The organism is Micromonospora sp. CNZ322 (genome assembly GCF_007827755.1).
Genome location: NZ_VITD01000009.1, coordinates 225,430 through 247,470, shown reverse-complemented (window position 1 = coordinate 247,470; position 22,041 = coordinate 225,430). Strand labels below are relative to the sequence as shown.

The 22,041-nt window shown below is 68.8% G+C and carries 19 protein-coding genes and 1 pseudogene; 6 read left to right on the top strand and 14 right to left on the bottom strand.

What is annotated here, in order from left to right:
• Positions 1-6: 6 nt before the first annotated feature.
• Genes FB453_RS22140 through gntA form a run of 4 tightly spaced genes read right to left on the bottom strand, consistent with a single transcriptional unit; the run spans position 7 to position 3,013 of the window.
• Entirely contained in the window at positions 7-1,041 is a 1,035-nt protein-coding gene (locus FB453_RS22140) for an amidinotransferase domain-containing protein (RefSeq protein ID WP_145793029.1), read from the bottom strand.
• The gene (locus FB453_RS22135) at positions 1,041-1,811 is read right to left on the bottom strand and encodes an SDR family NAD(P)-dependent oxidoreductase (RefSeq protein ID WP_112583138.1); all 771 of its coding nucleotides are present in this window, start codon (positions 1,809-1,811) and stop codon (positions 1,041-1,043) included. Before FB453_RS22135 ends, FB453_RS22140 begins: the two co-directional genes overlap by 1 nt.
• 33 nt (positions 1,812-1,844) lie before the next feature.
• Positions 1,845-2,312, bottom strand: coding sequence for a GNAT family N-acetyltransferase (locus FB453_RS22130; protein WP_167457588.1), 468 nt, complete (start codon positions 2,310-2,312; stop codon positions 1,845-1,847).
• A complete protein-coding gene (gene gntA, locus FB453_RS22125; RefSeq protein WP_112730980.1) occupies positions 2,309-3,013 on the bottom strand; it encodes a guanitoxin biosynthesis heme-dependent pre-guanitoxin N-hydroxylase GntA in 705 nt (234 codons plus the stop codon). The genes FB453_RS22130 and gntA overlap by 4 nt, the downstream gene beginning before the upstream one ends.
• A gap of 245 nt (positions 3,014-3,258) precedes the next feature.
• On the opposite strand from gntA, the gene FB453_RS22120 reads away from it, so the two are divergent.
• Complete coding sequence (locus tag FB453_RS22120; protein ID WP_186718442.1) at positions 3,259-6,087, top strand: BTAD domain-containing putative transcriptional regulator; 2,829 nt, start codon at positions 3,259-3,261, stop codon at positions 6,085-6,087.
• A gap of 126 nt (positions 6,088-6,213) precedes the next feature.
• Here the strand turns inward: FB453_RS22120 and FB453_RS34325 are convergent, their stop codons facing one another.
• The 4 genes from FB453_RS34325 to FB453_RS22105 all read right to left on the bottom strand — a co-directional run bounded on the left by FB453_RS34325 (position 6,214) and on the right by FB453_RS22105 (position 10,776).
• Positions 6,214-6,357, bottom strand: a complete 144-nt coding sequence (locus FB453_RS34325) for a hypothetical protein (RefSeq protein ID WP_186718440.1) — start codon at positions 6,355-6,357, stop codon at positions 6,214-6,216.
• A gap of 67 nt (positions 6,358-6,424) precedes the next feature.
• On the bottom strand, positions 6,425-7,636 hold the full coding sequence (locus FB453_RS22115; protein WP_145793025.1) for an MFS transporter: 1,212 nt from the start codon (positions 7,634-7,636) through the stop codon (positions 6,425-6,427).
• Positions 7,633-8,880: an ATP-grasp domain-containing protein gene (locus FB453_RS22110; RefSeq protein ID WP_145793022.1), complete on the bottom strand. Its 1,248-nt coding sequence runs from the start codon at positions 8,878-8,880 to the stop codon at positions 7,633-7,635. Before FB453_RS22110 ends, FB453_RS22115 begins: the two co-directional genes overlap by 4 nt.
• A 1,035-nt stretch (positions 8,881-9,915) precedes the next feature.
• Positions 9,916-10,776 (bottom strand): MmyB family transcriptional regulator, encoded by an 861-nt coding sequence (locus FB453_RS22105; protein WP_145793020.1) that lies wholly within the window; start codon positions 10,774-10,776, stop codon positions 9,916-9,918.
• A 243-nt stretch (positions 10,777-11,019) separates the two neighbouring features.
• On the opposite strand from FB453_RS22105, the gene FB453_RS22100 reads away from it, so the two are divergent.
• Both FB453_RS22100 and FB453_RS22095 read left to right on the top strand, forming a co-directional pair.
• Positions 11,020-11,757, top strand: a complete 738-nt coding sequence (locus FB453_RS22100; protein WP_145793017.1) for an SDR family oxidoreductase — start codon at positions 11,020-11,022, stop codon at positions 11,755-11,757.
• 24 nt (positions 11,758-11,781) lie between these two features.
• On the top strand, positions 11,782-12,084 hold the full coding sequence (locus FB453_RS22095) for a hypothetical protein (RefSeq protein ID WP_112583147.1): 303 nt from the start codon (positions 11,782-11,784) through the stop codon (positions 12,082-12,084).
• Between the two features lie 183 nt (positions 12,085-12,267).
• On the opposite strand, the gene FB453_RS22085 is transcribed toward FB453_RS22095, so the two are convergent.
• A complete protein-coding gene (locus FB453_RS22085; protein ID WP_145793013.1) occupies positions 12,268-12,906 on the bottom strand; it encodes an HD domain-containing protein in 639 nt (212 codons plus the stop codon).
• Positions 12,907-13,052: 146 nt separating this feature from the next.
• On the opposite strand from FB453_RS22085, the gene FB453_RS22080 reads away from it, so the two are divergent.
• Entirely contained in the window at positions 13,053-14,027 is a 975-nt protein-coding gene (locus FB453_RS22080) for a helix-turn-helix domain-containing protein (protein ID WP_145793010.1), read from the top strand.
• Between the two features lie 273 nt (positions 14,028-14,300).
• Here the strand turns inward: FB453_RS22080 and FB453_RS22075 are convergent, their stop codons facing one another.
• Together FB453_RS22075 and FB453_RS22070 are read right to left on the bottom strand one after the other, a co-directional pair.
• Complete coding sequence (locus FB453_RS22075) at positions 14,301-14,774, bottom strand: DUF3618 domain-containing protein (protein WP_145793008.1); 474 nt, start codon at positions 14,772-14,774, stop codon at positions 14,301-14,303.
• Positions 14,771-15,199 carry a phage holin family protein gene (locus FB453_RS22070; protein ID WP_145793005.1) on the bottom strand — a complete coding sequence of 143 codons (429 nt, stop codon included), beginning with the start codon at positions 15,197-15,199 and terminating at the stop codon, positions 14,771-14,773. Before FB453_RS22070 ends, FB453_RS22075 begins: the two co-directional genes overlap by 4 nt.
• Positions 15,200-15,678: 479 nt before the next feature.
• Between FB453_RS22070 and FB453_RS22065 the strand changes: the two genes are divergently transcribed.
• Positions 15,679-16,809, top strand: coding sequence for an acyl-CoA desaturase (locus tag FB453_RS22065; protein WP_145793111.1), 1,131 nt, complete (start codon positions 15,679-15,681; stop codon positions 16,807-16,809).
• A gap of 505 nt (positions 16,810-17,314) precedes the next feature.
• Positions 17,315-17,488, top strand: a complete 174-nt coding sequence (locus tag FB453_RS34320; protein WP_167457586.1) for a hypothetical protein — start codon at positions 17,315-17,317, stop codon at positions 17,486-17,488.
• 236 nt (positions 17,489-17,724) lie between these two features.
• On the opposite strand, the gene FB453_RS22055 is transcribed toward FB453_RS34320, so the two are convergent.
• The 3 genes and pseudogenes from FB453_RS22055 to zwf all read right to left on the bottom strand — a co-directional run bounded on the left by FB453_RS22055 (position 17,725) and on the right by zwf (position 21,419).
• The gene (locus FB453_RS22055; RefSeq protein ID WP_145793001.1) at positions 17,725-19,521 is read right to left on the bottom strand and encodes a hypothetical protein; all 1,797 of its coding nucleotides are present in this window, start codon (positions 19,519-19,521) and stop codon (positions 17,725-17,727) included.
• 102 nt (positions 19,522-19,623) lie between these two features.
• Positions 19,624-19,816 (bottom strand): annotated as a pseudogene (locus FB453_RS34995) (cupin); the annotation flags it as partial.
• Positions 19,817-19,925: 109 nt separating this feature from the next.
• The gene (gene zwf / locus FB453_RS22045) at positions 19,926-21,419 is read right to left on the bottom strand and encodes a glucose-6-phosphate dehydrogenase (protein WP_112726932.1); all 1,494 of its coding nucleotides are present in this window, start codon (positions 21,417-21,419) and stop codon (positions 19,926-19,928) included.
• Positions 21,420-22,041 lie beyond the last annotated feature (622 nt).

The window sequence follows — 22,041 nt, the reverse complement described above, 5'->3', positions numbered from 1 at the left end:
ACGGAGTCACAGGTACGTCTCGAGTCCGCCGCGCCGGCGGACGTCCAGCGAACAGCAGTGCAGTCCGCCGCCGAACGTGCGGCCGTGCCGGAAGCTGGTGGGGACCGCGGTGATGCCGGCGTTCTCCAGCTGCTTGATCACCCGCGTCTGGTTCGCCGGCACCACGACCGTGTCGGGGCCGAGGGCCAGAATGTTCATGCCGACCCAGACGGACGCGCGCGGCCAGTCGAAGGCATAGCCGTCGTCCTCTGGCGTGTCCACCCAGATGGTCTTCCAGGACCGCAGCGGGCCGGGAATCCGATCCGGGGTGAGGCGTTCCGAGTTGGCCAGCAGCAGCCCCGGCCGCAGGATGTGCAACGTCGTTCCGACGTGATCGCTGCAGATGGAGATCTCGTGCACCCGGAAGTCCGAGCCCAGCTGCCGGCGCAGCCAGGCCGCCCCCCGCCGGTTGCCGGTGTTGCTCACGTTGAAGAAGATGTCGGTCCCACACCGGAGCATGTTGGCCGCGTCGAACAACGGCTCATCCTCCGCCACGACCGAGGCACCAGGTTCGTACACGTAGGTCTCGTCGGGCAGCAGGGGCTTCGGCGCCGAGAACCAGGAGGCGCCCGCGTCGAAGTACTCCCGGAGCAGGGACCGGAACGGGGCGGTCTCGAAGTAGCGGGCACGCATCGGCATCGGCGCCTCGATGACGCGGTTGCCGATCACCAGCAGGCAGTCCCGTGGCATCAGCGCGTGCATGGCGACGGATTCCCACTCCGGAGTGGCGTAACGCCGGCCCACGGTGGTCGTGTCCGGGCGGCGCACCCGTACACCGGCACTCGTCAACGTCTCGGTCAGCTCGGCGAAGTCCTCCTCGGTCTCGTCCACCACGCGTTGCAGCGTGCCGGCGTCGATCCGCTCGTCCCCGGCATTCGCCGGGGGCTCGAAGAAGTGCCTCAGCGAAACGTCCACCGGAGGCGGGGTGAGGCCGGCCGCGGAGCCCAGAACGACCTCCTCCAGCGGATCCCAGTCGTTGACACTCCAGACGGTGTGCGTCATCACTGCTCCTTGGGTTGACTCGGGCGGAAGCTGAGGCCGAAGGGCTGATCCGTGGGCATGAGCTCGATGAGACTCACGTTGACTCGCTGAGGCTGGGAGATGCACCACTCCACCGCCTCGGCGATGTCCTGCGGGGTGAGCGGGTCGCTACCGTCGTACAAGGCGTCTGCCCGCTCCTGATCCCCGTCGAACCGGGTCAGAGCGAATTCCGTACGGGCCATGCCGGGGGCGATGCAGCTGACGCGGATGCCGCTGCCCTCCAGATCGGTGCGCATGTTGAGACTGAGCTGGTGGACGAACGCCTTGGTGCCGCCGTAGACGTTCCCACCGAGGTAGGGGTACACCGCGGCGATGGAGCCGATGTTCACCACGTGGCCGCGGCCGGCGGCCAGCATGACGGGCAGGGCCGCGCGGACGCAGTGCAGGAGCCCCAGCACATTCGTGTCGACCATCTCGCGCCAGTGGCGCAGCTCGGCGTCCTGGATCGGGCCGAAGCCCTTCGAGAGACCGGCGTTGTTGACGAGGACGCCCACATCGGAGAACGGTGCGGGCAGGTCGCCGAAAGCATGGGCGACGGCGTCTCCGTCCCGAACGTCGACGGTCAGCGGATGCACCAGGTCGTGGCCGAGGCGGTCGGCGAGCTCGGTGAGCCGTTCGGTGCGACGGGCCAGCGCCACGACGGGCCGCCCGGTCTTCACCAGTCGCTCGACGACGGCCCGGCCGAAACCCGACGACGCGCCGGTCACTATCGCAGAAGGCAGGTCTGTCACTGTTTTGTACCCTTTCCCGTAGGCCGACGACCGTCAGATCCAGCGGCGGTAGACGACGGAATTACGCGTGGGATCCAGCTGGCTCACCCAGCGCCGAGGCCCGGCAGCCGGCTCAACCTCAGCGAACCCGTGTCCGAGGAACCACGCGTTGGTCGGGCTGGACGCCGCGTACAGTGCACGCGCCGATGACCGGGCCGCCTCCTGGAGGGTCCGGTCGAGCAGAAGGCTCCCGGTCCGGCGGCCCTGGAAGCTGCTGTGGACGCACAGGTTGTCCAAGACCCAGTCGCCCCCGAAGCGCTGGACGCCGGCGCAGGCCACTATCCGGCTGTCGTCCTCGACGACCAGGAAGTCGGCGTGACGCCGGGCGAACTCACCGACATCGCGATGACGCAGCCGACCGAGCGCGACGAACGGAGCGGACAGGTCGTGCAGGGCCTCCGCGTCCGCCCGGCGGGCTCGTCGCAGCGACAGGAGGGAAGTCTGACTGACGGAGGTGTTCACCGAGCCCTCTCGTCGAACGTCGCCGACCCGCCCGAGATCGGGCACCGCCACTCCGCCGGCTGCGGCCGCCCCGAGTACTGGGGGGCCTCCGGCTGCTCCCCGAAGTCGGCGAGGTTCGGGTTGATGGACCCCTGAAGCCGCAGCTCGCGGGCCCGGATCTTGTCCTGGAGCGAGGCGTAGAGCCCCTCCTGCTTCAACTGGTCGAACTGGATGTGGGAGTTGAAGACGAGCACCGGGTGCGTGAACCGACGGGAGATCCTCGACGCCTGGGAGTGAAGACCCACGACGAAGAACGGATGTCCGGCGACGCTGTAGGCGAAGTCCAGGGAATGGGGATCACTGGAGACGCCCGGCGCCCATGCGTATTTCTCCCGATCCACCTGACGAAGCATGGCGAGCTGCGCCCAGAGGGTGTGCTCGAACTCCGTCTCGCTCAGCCGCCGCGGATTTTCGAAGATCGCCGCGAAAGAGCTGAACCTGGTCTCGTGCAGCCGGGCCTGGTCGACGAAGTCGACAATTTCCCGGTGCAGCTCCCGAGTGCTGTCGGCGTCGAGCATCGACTTCAGTTCGACGCAATATAATTGCTTCTGGCGTACCGACGCGCGCGCACCGAGGCAGGAGAAGGCGGTGCCGGCAATCCAATCCTCGAATGCTGATGTCAGACGTCCAGATTTCTGGACAAACTCATCCTGTCGAGCCATTGAAATACCCCGTAACTTGGTTGCACCACCGTGATATAGGCACATACATGACCCGCCTCCATCTGCCTTGGATAAGCATGGTCAGTGATGTAGGCTGATTTCTTGACGGCGAGTTGACAGCGGTGTCGACACGGTGAGGTGCGACCTGAGCCGCTGGCTGTCGGGCTTAGGCGATCAACGGGGGCACTGTGGGCTTGATGATTCTTGGGCCGGTGGAAGGTCGATCGCAGGGTCGACCGTCGTCGATGGGAAGACCGCAGCAGTGCACGGTTCTGGCCGCGCTGGCCGTGGAGGTCGGACGGACGGTGCCGGCCGACGTGCTCGTCGAGCGGGTGTGGGGCCGGGAGCCACCCGAGCGGGCGCGGCGCACCTTGCACAGTCACATCACCCGCATCCGGCGGTCGTTGGAGATGATCGACACGAGATCCGGGAATCCGGCCCGGCTGCTGCTGGGCTCCGGGGGCTACCGCCTCGACATGGCGCCCGACGACATCGACCTGCACCGTTTCCGCAGGCTGGTGAAGCGGGCCGACAGACGGCTGTGCTCCGAGGCCGAAGCACGGGCACTGCTCCGGCAAGCCGTCGCCCTGTGGCGCGGTGAGCCACTGGCCGGCCTGACCAGCGCCTGGGCGGAACGCACTCGGGACGCGTGGACGCTGGAGCGGCTGGACGCCGTGGTCGCCTGGGCCCGGACGGAGCTGGCGATCGGGGACCCCCAGGCGGTCATCGCGGAGCTGAACGTGCTGGCCTACGACTATCCGCTGGTGGAAAGCCTGGCGGCGACGCTGATTCAGGCCCAGTACGCTGCTGGGCGCACGAGCGAGGCCCTCGACCGCTACGCGGCCGTGCGCCGGCAGATGGTCGAGGCGCTCGGCATCGAGCCCGGCCCCGAGCTGCAGCAGGTGCAGCAGGCGATCCTGCAGGGCGACCGGATGGGACGGAGCGGCCCGGCGATCAGCCGTGACGCCGTTCTCGCACCGCAGGTCCGGATCCCGCCCCGGCGCCCGACCCATGCCGTCGTCGGGCCCGCACCGCGCCGGCCCCTGGTCGTCCCGGCACAGCTGCCGATCGACGTCCGGGGGTTCGCCGGCCGCGAATCGGAGATGGCCCAGTTGTCGGACATCCTCGAAACCTCCCAGGCGGAGAAGCAGCCCGCGCTGTGCGTCCTCTGGAGTGCCGCTGGATCAGGCAAGACCTCACTGGCGGTGCACTGGGCACACCGGGTGGCGCAGCAGTTCCCGGAGGGGCAGCTCTACGTCAACCTGCGGGGCTTCGAGCCGAGCGGCGTGGTGGTGCGGCCGGAAGAGGTCACCCGCATGTTCCTAGACGCGTTCCAGGTGCCGCCGCAAAGCATCCCGGTCAGCCTGGAGGCACAGGCGGCGTTGTACCGCAGCTGCGTCGCTGGTCGCCGGATGCTCGTGGTTCTGGACAACGCGCGTGACGTCGACCAGGTCAGGCCTCTGTTGCCCGGCACCCCCGACTGCCTGGTCCTGGTCACCAGCCGCCGTGCGCTGCCCAGCCTCGTGGCGACCGAGGGCGCTCATCCCATCGCGGTCGGCCCGTTGCCGTACGACGAGGCCAGGCGGGTGCTCTCCAACCGGCTGGGTGCCGCCCGGGTCACGGCGGACAGCGTGGCCGTCGACCGGCTCATCGCCCGATGCGCCGGGTTGCCGCTCGCCCTGGCCCTCGTCGCCGCACGCGCCGCGACCCACCCGGACCTGGACCTTCGTACGCTCGCCGACGAGCTCGACGCGGCCGTTGGATCGGCCGGGGCGCCGGCCGAGGCCGAACGGGACGTCCACGTCGTATTCGTGTGGACCTACCGGACGCTGAGCCCGGCCGCGGCGAGACTGTTCCGCCTGCTGGGGCTCTCGCCCGGTCCGGACATCGACGAACTGGCCGTGGCCCACCTCGCGGCTCTGGACCTGCCCGCGACGCGGACGTTGCTCAATGAGCTGAAGGACGCCCAGATGGTCAGCGAGCACAAGCTGACCCGGCTGTCCTTGCACGAGTTGCTCCGGGGCTACGCGATGGACCTGGTCCGCGCGGTGGACAGCGCGGAGGAGCGGTCCGCCGCTGTTCGCCGGCTGCTCACCCACTACGTGACCTTGTCACGCCGCGCCGCCGTACTGCTCGAGCCGCATCTGTCCCAGGACGCTGGGGAGGGCCAGGACGCCGGATTTCCCCGTATCACGACGGCCCGGGAGGCGGTGGAGTGGTTCACCGCCGAGCACGCGTTGCTGCTCGACATCGTTCGCCGGGCGGGGGACGAGGGTCATGACGCGAGCCTGTGCAGCCTCGCTCGATCGCTGATGGAGTACTTCAACCGCCAGGGCCATTGGCGGGACCAGATCAACACGCAGCGGCTCGCCCTGGACGCCGCCCGGCGGCTCGGCGACCGGCGCGCCATGGGTCAGGCGCACCGCGGCACCGGGGTGGCCCATGCCTGGCTGGGCCGGTACGACGACGCTTACACGCACAGCCGGAGGGCGCTCGACCTCTCCTGCGAGGTCGGTTCGACGAGTGATCAGGCCCAGGCGCATCTGGCCCTGGCGCGCGTCTTCGAGCGGCAGGGCCGCCACCGCGAGGCGCTCGACCACGATCAGGCCGCCCTCATGCTGGCCGAGATCGCGAACGATCGGCTGGCGCACGCGGTCTCGCTCAACAATGTCGGCTGGTCGCTGGCCATGTTGGAGCAGTACGAGGCCGCCAAGGACTACTGCGGCCGGGCCCTGGTGGTGCTGCGCGAGTTCGACGACCCGTCTGGGCAGGCGGCGACCTGGGACAGCCTGGGCTACATCAACCACCAGCTGCGCCATCCGGCCGAGGCAATCGAGTGCTACCGCGAGGCGATCAGGTTGAACCGGGACGCCGCGAACCGTTACGCCGAGGCCGACAGCCAGCACCACCTCGGCAACACTCTGATGACGCTGGGCGACTTCGCGGGTGCCAAGGAATGCTGGCAGCAGGCCGTGGTCATCCTCGACGAGCTGAACCACCCCGACGCCGAGACGGTGCGGGAAAGGCTGACCGGTCTCGAGCAGGCGCAATCCGGGATCGGCCCGCGGCGCTGATCGCCCGGCCGGCCAGCGTATGCCGGTCGGCCGAGCAGGTCACCCGGCGATGGTGATGACCTCGAAAGCGACGGCGAACCGGCAGCCCATCCGGTTGCCGGCCTCCCGGGCCAGCTGTTCCAAGAACTACTCGTGGTCGAAGTCGGGTTGGCCGAGGCCCTTCAGGTACTCCTCGTGCGCCCGCAACGACGTCAGTCCCTTGTTCAGGGTGTGGGTCACCTCGGCGTCGTGGCGGGCCGCGGGGGAGTAGGCGGCCCATACCTGCCGCACCCCGCTCCCGGGCTCCAACCACTGTCCGGAAGTTCGCAGCAGCCCAACGGGGGCCATTGGCGCTGACTCAGGAATCGTGATTGATGCGGGTCGTCCCTACCCCCAGGGCGACGGGGGCCACTAGGAGGCCTCGCCCTCTCGGTAATGTGGTGACGGCGCCGATAAGCACGGCCGCAGCAGACGCCGAGATGAGTACCGCTGGGTCAACGAGATTCCCGACGGCGGCTAGTGTGAGCCCCGCGAGCGGCATCGGCACAATCAGCAGCATGCCAAAAAGCCCCACGGTCGCCGCGTAGTTCTCCAGTGGTACCCGACGCGCTCTGACGACCCTGATGTACACGCTGAAGAACGAGTCGAGCAGCAGGAACGCCCCGAGGCATCCAGCGAAAACCCAAAGCCGGGCCGCCACCGCGACGCCCAACGCGGCCAGGCACATCCCCACCGCGACAGCGACCCCGATCGTCGACAGCGACACACGCGAGGTCAGCCGGTGGAAGGCCAACAGGCCGATGATGGCCGGCACGCTGCTCGCCGCGTACATCAGCCCCAGCTCACTGCTGCTTGTCCCGAACGTTCCGAACGCGATCTGGGGCGCAGCCCCGTTGATCAGCGCGAGCACGTAATTCAGGCCCATGGTGACCAGCACGATCCGGCGCAGGACGGGGTCCTCGAGCGCAATGCGTACGGTCGCGCGCAGGGTGCGCTTCGCTGTCGAAGTGGGCGCCGTGCCGCCCGAGGGGACCGATATCGACATCAGCAGCGAGACCCCGAACAGACCCGCCGCCACGAACATCAGCACCGGCGGTGGGAACGACAGCACCACGCCCGCCGCCGCCGGCCCCAGGACCATCGCCGCCTGCTCGAAGGCGGTCAGCTGCGATTGGAATCGCTCCTGTCCCTCGGGGCGGACCAAGTACAGGCCGATCTTCTCGCCCCCGACGAAGGTCAATTCGAAGCAGAGGCCCACGACCATCGCGAATATCATCAGCACCGGCAGCACCGCACCGGGATACACCGCCATTATCAGCCCAGCCACCAGCGCCGTCGCGGTCCTGGTCAGATCCGCCACGACCATCAGGGTCCGCTGCCGTATGTTGTCGAGCCGCAGGATCGCTGCCGACAGTCCCAGGAGCCTCGGTCCCCACTGGAAGAAGACCGCTGCGCCCGACCAGCGCACATCGGCGGTCACGCTGTAGGCGAGCACTGGTACCGCGAACAGGACCAGGTAGTCGCACAGCCAGCTGGCGAACCGCATCGCATAATACTTCGCGATACTCACGACAAATACGCTGCGACTGGTCGCAGTTCCCGGCCCAGTCGCTCGTTGACCGCCAAAGCGGTGTCTGGATCGGAAGCGCGATAGCGGATATAGGCCACGCGCCGAAGGGCCTCATAGGTCGAGGGAATCTGCTCGCCGGCGGGGACCAGCACCTTTCGCTCCACGACATCGGCGTAGCGCGGCACGTCGTCCCATCCCTCGATACGCGTGTAGGCGGTGATGCTGCCGGGGTCCACGAAGCGAATGCCCGCAGCCCCCCCGAATGCCGCGTCTTCGTCGAGGCAGGTCTCCGGGTTCGCGCCGACCGCCATCAACAAGGCGGCGTCCGCCATCGACACACCTGTGGCGTCGGCTACCAGGTGCACGATCTGGTCTCCCGGCAGTCGTGCGGCGATCTCCATGAGTACCGGTCCGTTCGCGGACAAACGCATCTCGCAGTGGAACACGCTGTTTTCCAGCCCGACCGCCCGGACCACCTGGCCGACGTACCGCTCGATCGCGCCCAGATCGTTCGGTCCCAGAGGAGCGGGTGTGATGTGACCGAGCTCGACAAAGGTCGGCTCGGGGCCGAGGAGCTTCCTGGTCACTGCGGCGATGCGCACCTCGCCGCGCCAAACGTATCCGTCGGCGCTATATTCGTCGCCGGAAACGTATTCCTCGATGACGACCTCGTCACCGAGCGGCCTGCCGAGGTCGATCATGCCATCGGCTTCGATGGCAGCGTACGCCCGCACAGCCTCGGCCGTGTCGCGCGCCTTCAAGACGTGGATGCTGCTTGACGACTCAACCGGTTTGACCACCACCGGGAACGTCAGCGCCGCGCACGCGAGCTCCGCCTCGGCGCGGGAGGCCACCTCCCGGTGCCGGGGCGACCGGACGCCGGCGCGTTGCAGCGCCTCACGCATTTTGGCCTTGTTCCGAACGAGCGCGACATCGGTGGTGGTCAGGCCGGGCAGACCGAGTTTCTCCGCAACTTGGGCCGCGATCTCGACGTGAAACTCCGAACCGGCAACGACACCATCGAGTCCAGCCCCCACAGGCGAGCGACTAACCGCTTCAACGATGGCGTGCGGGTCATTCGTATCTACCTGGACGAGGGTGGATGCCAGATCCTTGGTCGCCGCCGTCAGAGTTCGGTCTTCGGCGTCGAAGCTGGCCACCACGGTGTTCCAACCCATGGCCGCGGCTCGGACGACGAGCTCGTTGCCGGAAGATACCGGTTCAACGATGAGTACTGATGTCATCGTTCCTCCGAGTCTTGAACTGCACAACGATCGTCATACGACGACGGCGGCGGCTGGACAGACGGACACAGCCGATCAAGCTACCAGTCTCCACAACAGACACTCGAACCGGCCCGAAGACCTATCCAGTTACGATGTGGCAACGTATGCCCCATAGTCAGCTGAGCCGAGCACCTGCGCAGTCCGGCTGCCCGCTCGTCGGCGTCAGGTCATCGCGACGTCCGAACAGGGGGTATGCGGTACGTAGCAGGCACGTCCTGAACTTCGAGATCGGGCAATGCCCTCATCGCACGTCGGGATTATCCGAGTCGATCAGCTGCCCACTCAGCTAGCCGTTGCATCATCGGTTCGAGCCGCTGCCGAAACTCGTCGCGCATGTGTTTCTCCGTTGCTGGCGGGACTCCCGCCGGAACATCTGCCCAAAACTCCTGAGTGAGACGACATGATTCAGGCCCAAGCGCCTCGACGGTGACTGCCCCCCAGCTAGGACACCCACCTCGTGAAGCACACCCACTCGCCCGCCTGCGGCCCGCTCCACGACAGCCTGAATCTCGCCGATTCCCTCCCGACCTGGGAGAGACACGGCTACTTCCGCCTTGTCGAAGAGCTTGAGGCAGGATGCCGGATCCCACATGAACGACCACACCGCATCCGCGCTCTGCGGCAAGTCGACAGCGGCCGACTCTCTTACCTGAACAGGCCTGGTCGTCACTCTGACCATCCGTAGGCGTGATCGCATGCCGCATGCTCTCAGGTTTGAGTAGGCGGGGGTGAGCGCGGGGCGCAGGTGCTCGAGATGCTGCGGGCGGCGAGGTAGTTAGTGACCTCCCTCGCTGGCTGGATTGAGCGCCACTGGTGCCACGAGCCTGGGCTGATTCGTTGTCGCGGATCTCCGCCAGACACGACCTCTTTCCTACCCACGATGACGTGGGGGCGAATGATGAGACGTGTTGGCGGTCGGCGTGGGCGGGACTGGAGGTGACTCCCGCCGGCCCGCGAGCACGCGCGTCGGCGGATGAAGTGCTGCGGCTGCCATCAGCTCTTGGGTGGCTGACCACCCCCCGGGGGTTGGCCCGCGACCTCCTGATCCGGTGCTGCCAGAGCGGCCAGGGCCTCGGCACTGCGGCTGCCCGGCTCAGGCGTGCCGACCAACAGTTGCTGACCGGGAGCATCCCGGACGTCAAAGGTCTGGTAGGTCAGCTCGACCCGCCCTGCCTCGGGGTGGTGTATGACCTTGAACATGCGGGTCAGGCCCTGCACGGTCTGGTCCGTCCAGAGGGCGCCGAACTCCGGCGAGTCCCGTCGCATGTCAGTTACGAGCGCCCGGATCTGGGGATCTTCCGGGAAGAGGTCGGCGTTGAGTCGTAGGGCGTGTACGACGTTCTCGGTCAGGGCCGGCCAGTCGGGGAAGACGGTGCGGGCCTGCGGATGCTCGAACAGCACCCGGACCATGTTGGTCGGGCCCGTGAACGGGGACAGCAGGGCAGCGGCCACGCTGTTGGTGGCCAGCACTTGGAACGCTGGACTGAGCACGTAGGCGGCGGAGGTGGGAAAGGCGTCCAGCAGCCGCAGCAGGGCGGGGTGGACGGAGTCCCGGGTGTTGTCCGGGCCGAGGCGAGGGTGGAGCCCGGCGAGCCGGAAGAGATGGCCGCGCGCGTCCGGGTCGAGGCGCAGGGCCCGGCCGATCGCGTCGAGCAAATGCGCCGAGGGGTTGCGCTCCCGACCCTGCTCGAGGCGGGCATAATAGTCGGCGCTCACCCCGGCCAGGACTGCGATCTCCTCGCGGCGCAGCCCCGGTACCCGGCGGTCGCCGCCCCCGTGTAGTCCGGCCTCTTTCGGGTCCACTCGGGCGCGGTTGGCCCGAAGGAATTCCCCGAGCCGGTTTGAATCGGGCATGTCGACCAGCCTAAGACTCCTGGCTGAGATCCCCGGCCAGCTGCCGGCTTTGCTGGGCCGTCCGCTGAATCGCCCGATCCGCAGGTCGAGGCGCACGGGACAGAGCACCCCGACTCGAATGAAACGTACGTGGTGCCAGGGTGTCGCGCACCCAGGAAACCTCACCCTTCCCGGGCCCGCGTATCAGCCGGATCGTTGAGCAGCGGCGCTTGGCCGCAGGCCCGAAGCACAACAGGAGGATCAATGGGAGACAGTTCCGGCTCGAAGATCATTCTCATCACCGGTGCGAGCAGTGGTATCGGTGCGGCAACCGCCCGCCGGCTGGCCGCCGACGGCCATCACGTCGTGCTGGGTGCCCGGCGCGTCGACCGGCTCGCCGCACTCGTCGACGAACTGCGCGCCGCCGGTGGCACCGCCGAGCACCACGAGCTCGACGTCACGAGCCGTGACAGCGTGCTCTCCTTTGTCGAGAGCGCCCACAACCGGCACGGCCGCATCGACGTACTGGTCAACAACGCCGGCGTGATGGCCCTGTCGACCCTCGACGCGCTGCGGGTCGACGAGTGGGACCAGATGGTCGATGTGAACCTGCGCGGGACCCTGAACGGCATCGCCGCCGCACTGCCGCTGATGCGGGCCCGCGGCGCAGGGCACATCATCAACATCGGCTCTACCGCCGGGTACCGCGTCGACCCGACGGCCGCGGTCTACTGCGCCACCAAGTACGCGGTCCGGGCGCTTACCGAAGGGCTGCGCCAGGAGAGCCGGGACGTCCGGGTAACCCTGGTGAGCCCTGGCTACACCCACTCGGAACTCACTGAGCGGGGAGGCGACCCTCAGGTGCGTACTGCCGCCCACGCGGCGGCCGAGGAACTGGGAATGCCTGCCTCGGCAGTCGCCGACGCGATCGCCTACGCCATCACCCAGCCCGACAGCGTCGACGTCAACGAGATCATCATGCGGTCCACCGTGCAGGGCTGATCGCACACCATGAGGAGGGCACCCATGAGCGAAGCACTCGAGATGACGACGTTCCGGCTCGTCTCCGGCCTCACCGGCGCCGACTTCGTCAACGCCAACGACGACATCAACGAATACCTGCGACGGCAGCCCGGCTTCCGGTGGCGTCGGATCGTGCAGGACGACGACGGCACGATCACCGACATCGTCGCGTGGGACTCCGCCGCCGACGGCCGGCGCAGCGCCTCGGGGATCATGACCGAGATGGCCGGCTCCCCGGTGCACGCCACCATCGACCACGCCACGGTCGACTTCCGGATCGTCCCGGTGCTGCAACACACCAGCTGACCCCGGTGCCCATACGGTCGCCACACCTGGCCACCCCGATCGTGACCAACGCGAAGAAGGCGGCCGACTCGCTGGACTGGGTCGTGCGCGAGATGGGCATGCGCCAAACGCCCCGGCGGTCGCCGAGCGTCCGACAGCGGACAGGTCGGCCATCCCGAGCGGAGGTTCCCTCCGAGCGGACCGTCACTCCGGCCAGTCGCTGCGCAGGATGATCTCCACGAAGTCGTTCCGGACGAAGTTCGGGTCGAAGTGGGCGAGCACGTCCGCGTTGACGTTGCCGAACGTCGTCTGCGGGCGGTGCCTGTTGCCCTGGTTGAAGGCGGCCAGGATCTGCCGCTTGAAGTCGGGGCGCGGATGGGCGGCGATGACCTCGGCGATCCGTTCCGGATCAAGGTCGCGGTAACCGATGCCCAGCACGTCGGTCTCCACTCCCGCGGTAACCAGTGCGATCTCCGGATCGAGGAACTCCGGCACCCCCGGCGTGGTGTGCAACGCGATGGCCAGCCAGACCTTGCGGGCCTGCTGAGCAGGTCGGCCATGGTCGAGCAGGAACCGCTCGGCGGCACGTGCTCCATCGACCTCGAACCGCAGGTCGGTGCTGCCGTACCGCTCGGTCAGTCCGAGATCGTGGAACATGGCACCGACGTACAGCAGTTCGAGGTCGGGGCTCAGACCACGCCGCTCACCCTGGAGCGCGCCGAACAGGAACACCCGGCGGCTGTGCCGGAACAACAGGTCGTTGGTGGCTGCCCGGACGAGGTCGGTCGCGGTAGCCACGAGCGGGGTGTCCGGGATGGTGATCCCGGCGATGGTTTCGGCCATGGTGTGCTCATCCTGTTCCTACGGAGGTTTCTACTGGTGCTGAGGCTCGCCACCGATGCTGCCGGGCTAGACTCGGCCGGGCCATGTCCAGAAGGACAGCCATCCCACAGATACGGACATCAGAACGGCTGGAGGGAGCGGGTCGGATGAGCGGAGGGCGGTCACACCGGGTCGGCGTGCTCGTCTTCGACGGGGTACAGCTACTCGACGTCTCCGGACCGGTGGACGTCTTCAGCGGAGCTACCCGGCGCGGCGCCGACTATGCGGTGGCCCTGCTCGGCTGGCGGTCGGATTCGGTGCGTACCGCGTCCGGAGTCCGCTTGTCCGCCGACACCACCGTGGCCGAGTCCACGCCGCTGGACACGCTCGTGCTGACCGGAGCCGAAGACCTGACCGCGCTGCCCGACGCCGAGGACCTACGTGCCCGGTTGGGTCCACTGATCGGGCCGCCGACCCGGCTCGCCGCGGTCTGTACCGGCGCGTTCGTGCTGGCCCGGACCGGTTGGCTCGCCGGCCACCCGGCCACCACCCACTGGCGGCACGCCGGCCGTCTACAGGCCGAATTCCCGGAGATTGAGGTCCGTCCGGACGCCATCCACGTCCGCTCCGGCCGGTTCGCGACCAGCGCCGGGGTCACCGCCGGGATCGACCTCGCCCTCGCACTGGTCGAGGAGGACCACGGTGCCGACCTGGCCCGCGAGGTCGCCCGGGAACTCGTGGTGTTCATGCAGCGGCCGGGTGGGCAGTCCCAGTTCTCCGTCCGGCAGGACCTGCCGCCGACCCTCGACCGGCGGCTACGCCGGGTCGCCGACCGCGTCGCCACCGACCCGGCCCGGGCGTATCCGATCGACGCGATGGCGCACGATGCGACGATGACCCCCCGCCACCTGCGCCGCCTATTCCAACAGGAGTTCGGGCTCACCCCGGCGCGCTACCTGGAACTTGCCCGGGTCGAGGCGGCCCGCGCGCTGCTGGAGCGGGGCGGCACAGTCACCGAGGCGGCCCGGCGCAGTGGGTTCGGCAGCGACGAGACGCTGCGGCGGGCCTTCACCGCGTCGTACGGCATCCCGCCGTCGGTCTACCAGCGCCGGTTCCGGACCACAACCACCACCGCCTGGTAATTCCGCAGACCCGCGTTTCGCTGGGTCGGGCCCGATCGGATCGACCACCGGTGACCAGGCGCTCTGATGTGCCCCACCCCCGGACCCGGCGAGGTTCTGGTCCGGATGACCGCCTGTGCGGAGCGTCCGAAGAGGTAGGGCGACCGGACCGGCTCGGGTGGGACGAGCGGTGCCAGGTCGGGTGGTGTCGGTGATGCCGATGTGGCTAACGTTGGCCTGCCGCCGGGGGAGGTTCAGCCCGACCAGGCGGGTCGCGGCACTCAGCCGAACTGTCTACCGGAACCGGCGACGGCGGTAGGTGACGACCGCGAGGGCTGCCACAGTGCCGGTGGCGGCGAGGACTGGCACGGATTTCGTGCGAACCAAGCTGCCGATTTTGGTGGTGGCGGCGCGAGCGGAGGTGATCAGGGTGGACTCGGCCTTGCCGGTGGTCTGCGCGCCGGCTCTCATCGAGCCTCGTATCGTGCCGATGGTGTGCTGTGAATCCTGCTTCACTGACGTGGCGCGCTGAGAGGCCTTCTGGCTCACCGTGTGCGCCAGCTGGGTCGCTCTGGTCTTCGCCGACTGACCGACCTGGGCTACCCGCTGTCGGAGTCCGCCGACGGCGGAGGTCGTCTTGGTGCGCGCACGTGTCTTGACGTCGGTCTTCGCGGTCAGTGCGGCTATGGTTTCGCCGAGTTCGGCGCGCGTCTGCTGGATATCGTGTCGGGTCTGGTCCGAGTTGCTGCTTCCGGGTGGCGTGCTCATGGCTGCCTCCGACTCGCTGCGTCACGTATCGTCTCGGCGTCGGCTCGCACGCTGTCTCTGGTTGCGGTGGGTGTGACGGGCATTGCCGTGCTGACCTGTTTCTTGCCGCGTTGGGCCGCGATCGCGGCGGCGATGGCGAGGATCACCGTGACGATCAGGGCGGCCAGGGCGTCGGGCATGACCGCGGCCAGGGTCAGCACGAGCGTGGCGACGGCGGTCGCGCCGGCGAAGATCCCGAGCACCGCGCCGCCGCCGAGCAGCCCGGCGCCGAGGCCCGCGCGTTTGCCCTTGGCAGTCATCTCCGCCCGCGCCAACGTCAACTCGTCGCGCACCAGCCGGGTGATCTGATCGGTGGCACGCTGCACCAACTCGGCGACCGGCGTGTCAGCAGACGCGGCGCGGTTACCGCTCGATCCTTCTGACATCAGTGCTCTCATCTCTGTCAGGCAAGGGGTGGTCCGAGGCGCTGCCCGGGAGTCAGTGGTGCTGCGCGGCGGGCAAACTTTCGGGCCTGTGCGGCGCGGGGTCGATACGCCCGCCGGTCCTCGCTGCGAGGCCGTCGTCCAGTTGGCCCGCGACGTCAGCCGCCGGGAAGTCACCATCCTGGCGGCGACCTCGGAGGGTGAGCATGCTCGCCGCTCCGGTCACCGCTCCCGCTGCGAAGGCAAGGATGAGCGTTTGCCGTGCGACAGATTTCCTCTTTCGCGCCATGACGACCCCCTGAATGCGACGTGACCTCATAGTCCTGATTGTCGGACTCGGCGGAGGGGGTCAGGCGCCTAATCGGCGAACTTGCATGAAGCTGAACGGTGCTTGCGTCGTGGTTGCCGTGAGCGGCCGTTTCCTCCTGCAAGAGACGGCTGTGAGGAAGACTGGAACCATCAAGCGACGGTTGGCTTGTTCGATGTCTGCCGCACCCGAAGGGGTCACGTGCCTGCCCGCACGAGCTGCTGGCGGACCCCTAACCGGAACTGGCGGTCGTACAGGAGGGACGAGAGTGAGTAACGCGGATCTTGGCGCCCGCAGTGACCGTGGCAGTGCGTACGCCAAGCTGTCCCGCCTGGTCCGAAGCGCGGGTTTCCTCGACCGTCACCCGCGCCGCTACGCGGCCCGGGTGACGGTTCTGCTGGGTTGTCTCGTGCTGCTGGGCGTGGTGTTCGTTCGGCTCGGGTCGTCGTGGTGGCAGACAGCTACCGCGGCCGGCGTCGCGGTGCTGCTCGCGCAACTGGCGTTTCTCGGTCACGACGCAGGGCACCGACAGATTTTCCGATCCCGCCGCGCGAACGACGTGCTCGGCATGGTCTGCGCGAACCTGGTGACCGGGATCAGCTACGGGTGGTGGGTCGACAAGCACAACCGCCACCACGCCCACCCGAACACCGAGGGCCGCGACCCCGACATCGTCGTGGCTCCACTGTCATTCACCCCGGGCCAGGCCGCGACGCAGCGCGGCCTGCGGGCGCTGTTCGTCCGACACCAAGCGGCGCTGTTCTTTCCCCTGCTGATGCTGGAGGGTCTGCATCTGCACGCCGCCGGCGTCCGGGCGGTCGTCAGTCGCGGCGGACTCAGGCACCGACCTGCGGAGGCCGGCCTGCTCGTCCTGCACTTCGCCGGCTACCTCGCAGCCGTGTTCCTGGTCCTGAGCGTTCCGCAGGCGATCGTGTTCATCCTGGTCAACCAGGCACTCTTCGGCCTCTATCTGGGTAGCTCCTTCGCCCCGAACCACAAGGGGATGCCCATCCTGAGCGAGGCCGACGACCTCGACTACCTACGCCGGCAGGTCCTTACCTCCCGCAATGTGCGCGGCGGCCGGATCCTCGACGTACTACTCGGCGGGCTCAACTACCAGATCGAACATCATCTGTTCCCCAGCATGCCCCGACCGAACTTGCGCCACGCCCAGCCACTGATCCGCCAGTTCTGCGCCGACTATGGCATCGCCTACCACGAGACCACTCTGATCCAGTCTTGGTCGCAGGGGCTGGCGCACCTGCGCGTGATCGGGACCGGAGCGACCCGCCAGGGCAACGACTGAGTCTGGGCCTCGCACGCCCTGGTCACCGACCAAGGCCCCGTCCGCCGGGGACTCGGCCACCGCGTGACCATGATGAGCAGTATGACCGCGAGGAGTAGCCCCGTGGGGCCGACAGCGCGGTTGACGTGGACGCTGGAGTGGGCTCCGCGCCGCGTGCCGGTGTCCAGGCGGCGAGCAGAGTTAGCCCGGCCACGAGGGTGGCGGCGAGGAGGCGTCGGTCGGTGATAGCCATGCTGCCAAGCCTGGTTAAAATTTGTCAGCATCTATTCAATAAGTGGTGATGACCCGATCAACACCCCGTTAGCCTCACGGCCCGGCCCGGCCCGGCCCGGCCCGCGCCACCGTGGCCATCGGGGCGAGTGGGCTCAGGCCGACGCCGATGAGCACCGCCCGAGGTGACAGGCAGCCGACGGATCAGTGCCGCCAGTCGCCTAGGGCGAGGGGAAGGCCGCCCGGCTCGCGGGCCCGACGAGCGGCAGTCCGGAAGACGACGGATACTCGCCTGATGACTGGACCGGATCTCGACCCCGAACAGTATCCGCCCATCGACCCGCGTGAACCGGTGCCCGACGACGCGGGCGTCCTTCTGCCTGGCGCGCCGGACGAGCTGCCCGAAGCCCCGGCCGAACCGATGCCAGACGACGGTGGCAACGCCGGCGGCGTGCGCGAGCCGGCATAGATCGGTCCGCGGTCGAGCGCGACACCAGCCCGACCGCCGATGCCGGCCGACGGCGCGCAAGACGTTGGGGCGCCGTCGACCGAATCCGCATACGCGCTGCAGACCGATGTGGAGCGTTGCGGGTGAGCCTCGCTGAGGTCTGCGGCAGCTCCGTCATTCGAGACACCGATCCCACGGGCAGCGTCCTGAGCGAGCGAGACTCCAACTCCACCAGGTGTGGCTGGAGCTAAGAACTCCTAACGGTCGCTGTGGTGGCTGCCGGTGGAGCGGAGTGACCGGCGACCGCCTTCCTGATCCGGCTCGTTGTCCGCCACCGGATTGCCCAGCCGGGTCACCCAGTCGACGAACTCCGCGTCCTGCCTCGGCAGCGGCTCGCCGTCTGCCGGGGTGCCCGCGCCGTCCCCGTCGGCCCGGGACTTGTTGCGCCGGAACAGGCCCAGCCGCCCGTTGGCCCGTCCCGCCTCGACGACGGATGCCGGGTCGGCCGGGGCGGGGCGGGCCGGCACGGCATCGGTCGTGGGCGGGGGCCCGGCGCGCCGGGCGGTCGCGAGGGCGTCCCAGTTCGCGGCCCGGTTCAGGTTGGGCAGGGGCGGCCGGTGCCGAGGTGGGGGCGCCGGTTCGGGCCTCTCTTGCGTGCCGGCTGACTGGGTCGCCTCGCCGCCGGGAGCGGGCTCGGCCGAGGGCGGCACCCGCCGCGCCGGAACGACCGGCCAGGTCGCCTGAACCCGCGTCCGGTCGGTCTTCGGCGGTTGGTACATCCGGAGGGTCCCCGGGGCGACGAGCGCCCCGTCGGGCGGCATCCCTTCGGGTTCGGTGTTGTCGACCGCGGCCTCCGCCGTCCCGGAGCCGTCCCCGCCAGGACCCGCGGGAAGGTGGGCCGCCGTCGCGGGGGCCGGTTCCGATGTCTCCGGGCTGTCGTCGAGGTCGGCCGGTGTGGCGAGGTCGGCGGGTGCGGCCGATGCGGCGGTAACAGTCGGTGCACCGAGGCCCAGCGGTTCGGCTGCGGTCGGGAGCTTCGCTGCGGTCGCGCCGGCGACCGGCCCCGTGCCGGCCAGGTCGACGGGCTCCGGCTCGTCGGTCGTACCACCATCGGCCGGCCTCATGGCCTGCCGCACGGCGGGACCGGCGGCCAGCGGACGGAGGATGTCGGTTGACTCGGCGACCCGTGCTTCGGCGGTGCGCGGCAGGAACGGCCAGCGGAACGACGCGGCGGCGGCCGAGCCGAGCACACCGGCGGCGACGGCGAGCAGCGCCGCGTAGTACGGCGTGATCTGGTACCGGTCGACGGCGTCGCCGGGACCGGCGGTCAGATAGGTGAACGCGACCAGCACGGTGCCGACCGCGCCGGTCACGCCGTTGACCAGCGGCGGATGCCCGCGCCAGCGGGCCAGCCCGCCGGTCGCCGCGCCGATGAGCAGGGCCACCGACGGCAGAGTCAGGATCGCCAGCCGGTGTGCCGCGTCGGCGTCGAGCCCGGCCGGCTCCAGCACACCGAGCCGTACGGCGGGCAACGGCCCGGCGGTTGCGAGCGACGGGACGACCGAGACGAGCGCCAGCAGCCAAACCACGCCGCCCACTGCCGCCATGTTCCAACCCAGCGGCGGCTTCACCAGTACGGCGATCGCGGCACCCGCGCCAACCAGCGCGCCGAGGGTCGCGCAGATGCCGACGGCCCAGATCGGGTCCACAGAGAAGCGCTCGGCGGCCTGGGCTGGCCGGATGCAGAGCGGCGCCACGACGGTGGCGCCCAGCGCGGCGGCGGCGGCGACGGCCACCAATCTGCCCGTGCTCCCCAGCACCCCGTACCGGCGGGCCAGGCGCGCGGCGACGACGGTGCCGGCTACGGCGGCGTGTGCCGCGAACCAGCCCACCCAGACGAGCTGGGCAGGCCACTGGTTGACGGCGGCGCCGGTGGAGGCGCCGGCGAGCTGGACGATGCCGAAGCTGAACGCGATGCCGAGTTGACCGGCACCGGCGAGCATGCCCATCCCGAGCGCTGTGAGCAACAGGTTACGCCATGTGCGAGAGAACATGTCCGGCACGTTACGCACCCAATGCTGCTGTTTTTACGGAATGTCGGTTTTCGCGTCCGACTACCGTGCCAGCGGTTACCTCAGTTCGACCAGGCGCGCGGTCTACCTGGTGCCGCCCACATTGCTGAGCATGTGGACGGTGTCCGCGTCGCGATAGATGAGCCGATCGGTGGGCACGTCGGCGTCGACGCGGGTGCCTCCACGGCCTGCACCACGTTCTTCGCGTCCTGGATCGCCACCACCAGGTACGGGTGGCCGTGCCGGGCAGCGGCTGCCGCTCACCCGGCTCCAGCCGGCGTACGGCGCAGCGGTGGGCTGGGAGCCGGCCCCCACCCACCGCTGCGCGTCGATCGTGCGACCAAGCGATCGGGCTCAGCAGCGCGGTGCCACTCGTTGTGGCAGGGTCACGCGGAGTTGCGCCACTTGCGGCCGTGCCCACCGATGAGCCGGTCGGCATCGATCGGGCCCCAGGAGGCGGCCTCGTAGGTGGGGATCGGCGAGTTGTCCTTCGCCCAGTTGTCGATGATCGGGTCGACGATCCGCCAGCACTGCTGCACCTCATCGCTGCGGATGAACAGCGACGCGTCACCGATCAGCGCGTCCAGGAGCAGACGCTCGTACGCCTCCGGGGACTCCTCCACGAACGTCTGGTCGTAGGAGAACTCCATCGTGGCGGTGCGGACCCGGAAGGAGTGGCCCGGCACCTTGGCGCCGAAGCGCAGCGAGATGCCCTCGTTCGGCTGGATCCGCAGGATCAGCGCGTCAGCATCGAGGCCGGTGAGCTGGTCGGTCGGGATCGGCAGGTGCGGCGGCCGCTGGAACTGCAGTGCCACCTCGGTGAGCCGGGCCGGCAGGCGCTTGCCGGTGCGTACGTAGAACGGCACCCCGGCCCAGCGCCAGTTGTCCACGTTGAGCCGCATCGCGGCGTAGGTCTCTGTCCGCGACAGGGGGTCGACGCCGGCCTCCTCGCGGTAGCCGGCCATCAGCTCCTCCCGCGTGCCGCCCCGGGTGTACTGTCCCCGGACCGCGGCCTCGGCGATGTCCCGGTCGGTGGGGAGCCGGATCGCCTGCAGCAGCTTCACCTTCTCGTTGCGCAGGCCCTCAGCCTCGAATGAGGCCGGTGGCTCCATCAGTGCCAGCGCGAGGACCTGAAGCACGTGGTTCTGCACGATGTCCCGCATCGCGCCGGCGTCCTCGTAGAAGCCGCCGCGGCTGCCGACGCCGAGGGTCTCGGCGACGGTGATCTGCACATGGTCGACCCAGGAGCGATCCCAGATGGGCTGGAAAATTGAGTTCGCAAAGCGTAGCGCCAGCACGTTCTGGACGGTGTCCTTGCCCAGATAGTGATCGATACGAAAGACCTGGTGCTCCTCGAACGCGCTGTGCACGACGCCGTCGAGCTCGCGGGCCGTGACCAGGTCGCGCCCGTACGGCTTCTCAATGACCAGGCGGGAGAAGGAGCCCTCGCGTGGGTGGTTGAGCCCGACGCCGGCCAGTCCGTTGATCACCGGCTCGAAGGCCCCGGCCGGTGTGGACAGGTAGAAGAGCCGGTTGCCGGACGTGCCCCGCTGTGCGTCCAACTCGTCGAGGGTCTCCACGAGTCGCTTGTAGGTCTCCGGGTCGTCGTAGCCGCCGGCCACGTACCGCACGCCGCCCTGGAGCTGGCGCTTGCTGGCGAGGGTGCGTTCGCCGAGGGCGCTCTCGGCGAACTGCTCGTCGGTCATCGACGTGCGCGCGACGCCGACCAGCGCGAACTGGTCCGGGAGCCGCTCGTGCCGCGCCAGGCTCTCAATTGCGGGCAGCAGCTTACGCCGGGTCAGGTCACCGGAGGCACCGAAGATCACCAGCGTGGCTGGCGGGGCACTCCGCTCCTGGATGAGCTGAGATGCGTGGTCCATGGTCTGCGTTCCTCCGGGCACAAGAGGTGTGGGGTTGGGGGGGTGCCGTGCTGTCATGCCAGGAACTGTGCGGGCTTGGGCGATAGTGTCGGGGGGGCCACGCGGCGTGGCCCGTTGGTCGCGGCCCTTGAGCGTCGCATGCCGGCCTGACGGGTAGGCGACTCGGTGGCGATTCGAGCACCAGGCCGCAGCGAATTTTGAGGTGTCCAACGCCCGTCAGCAGGGTTGCCTGATTCAGGAGTGGGCGCTCTGCGTACCGTTGAGCTTCGCTCCGCAGACGGACAAATCAACCATGGCGAGTCTTGGAGGACCAGGCCGTATCACGTAGTCCTCCACGATGGTCCGCTCACGTAACACACGCTGCCACCACCACACCAGGCGCTGGAGTTCTCGTGCTCGGCGCTACGGGGTTGAGGTGCACGTCGGGAGTCTCCCAGCACTCGTGCGCCTTTGTTTCCTTTGGATGCTGCGTCGAGGTCACCGAAGAGCAGCAAAACTCACCGTCGTCGGATCATCCAATAGGGCGTGCGGTTCTGAGCTGACAGCCGACGCCCGATCAACTCCATGCCCACGAACAAGTCCTCCCGACAAGTCTGGTCGCCTCTCGTTGCGGAAGCGCCCT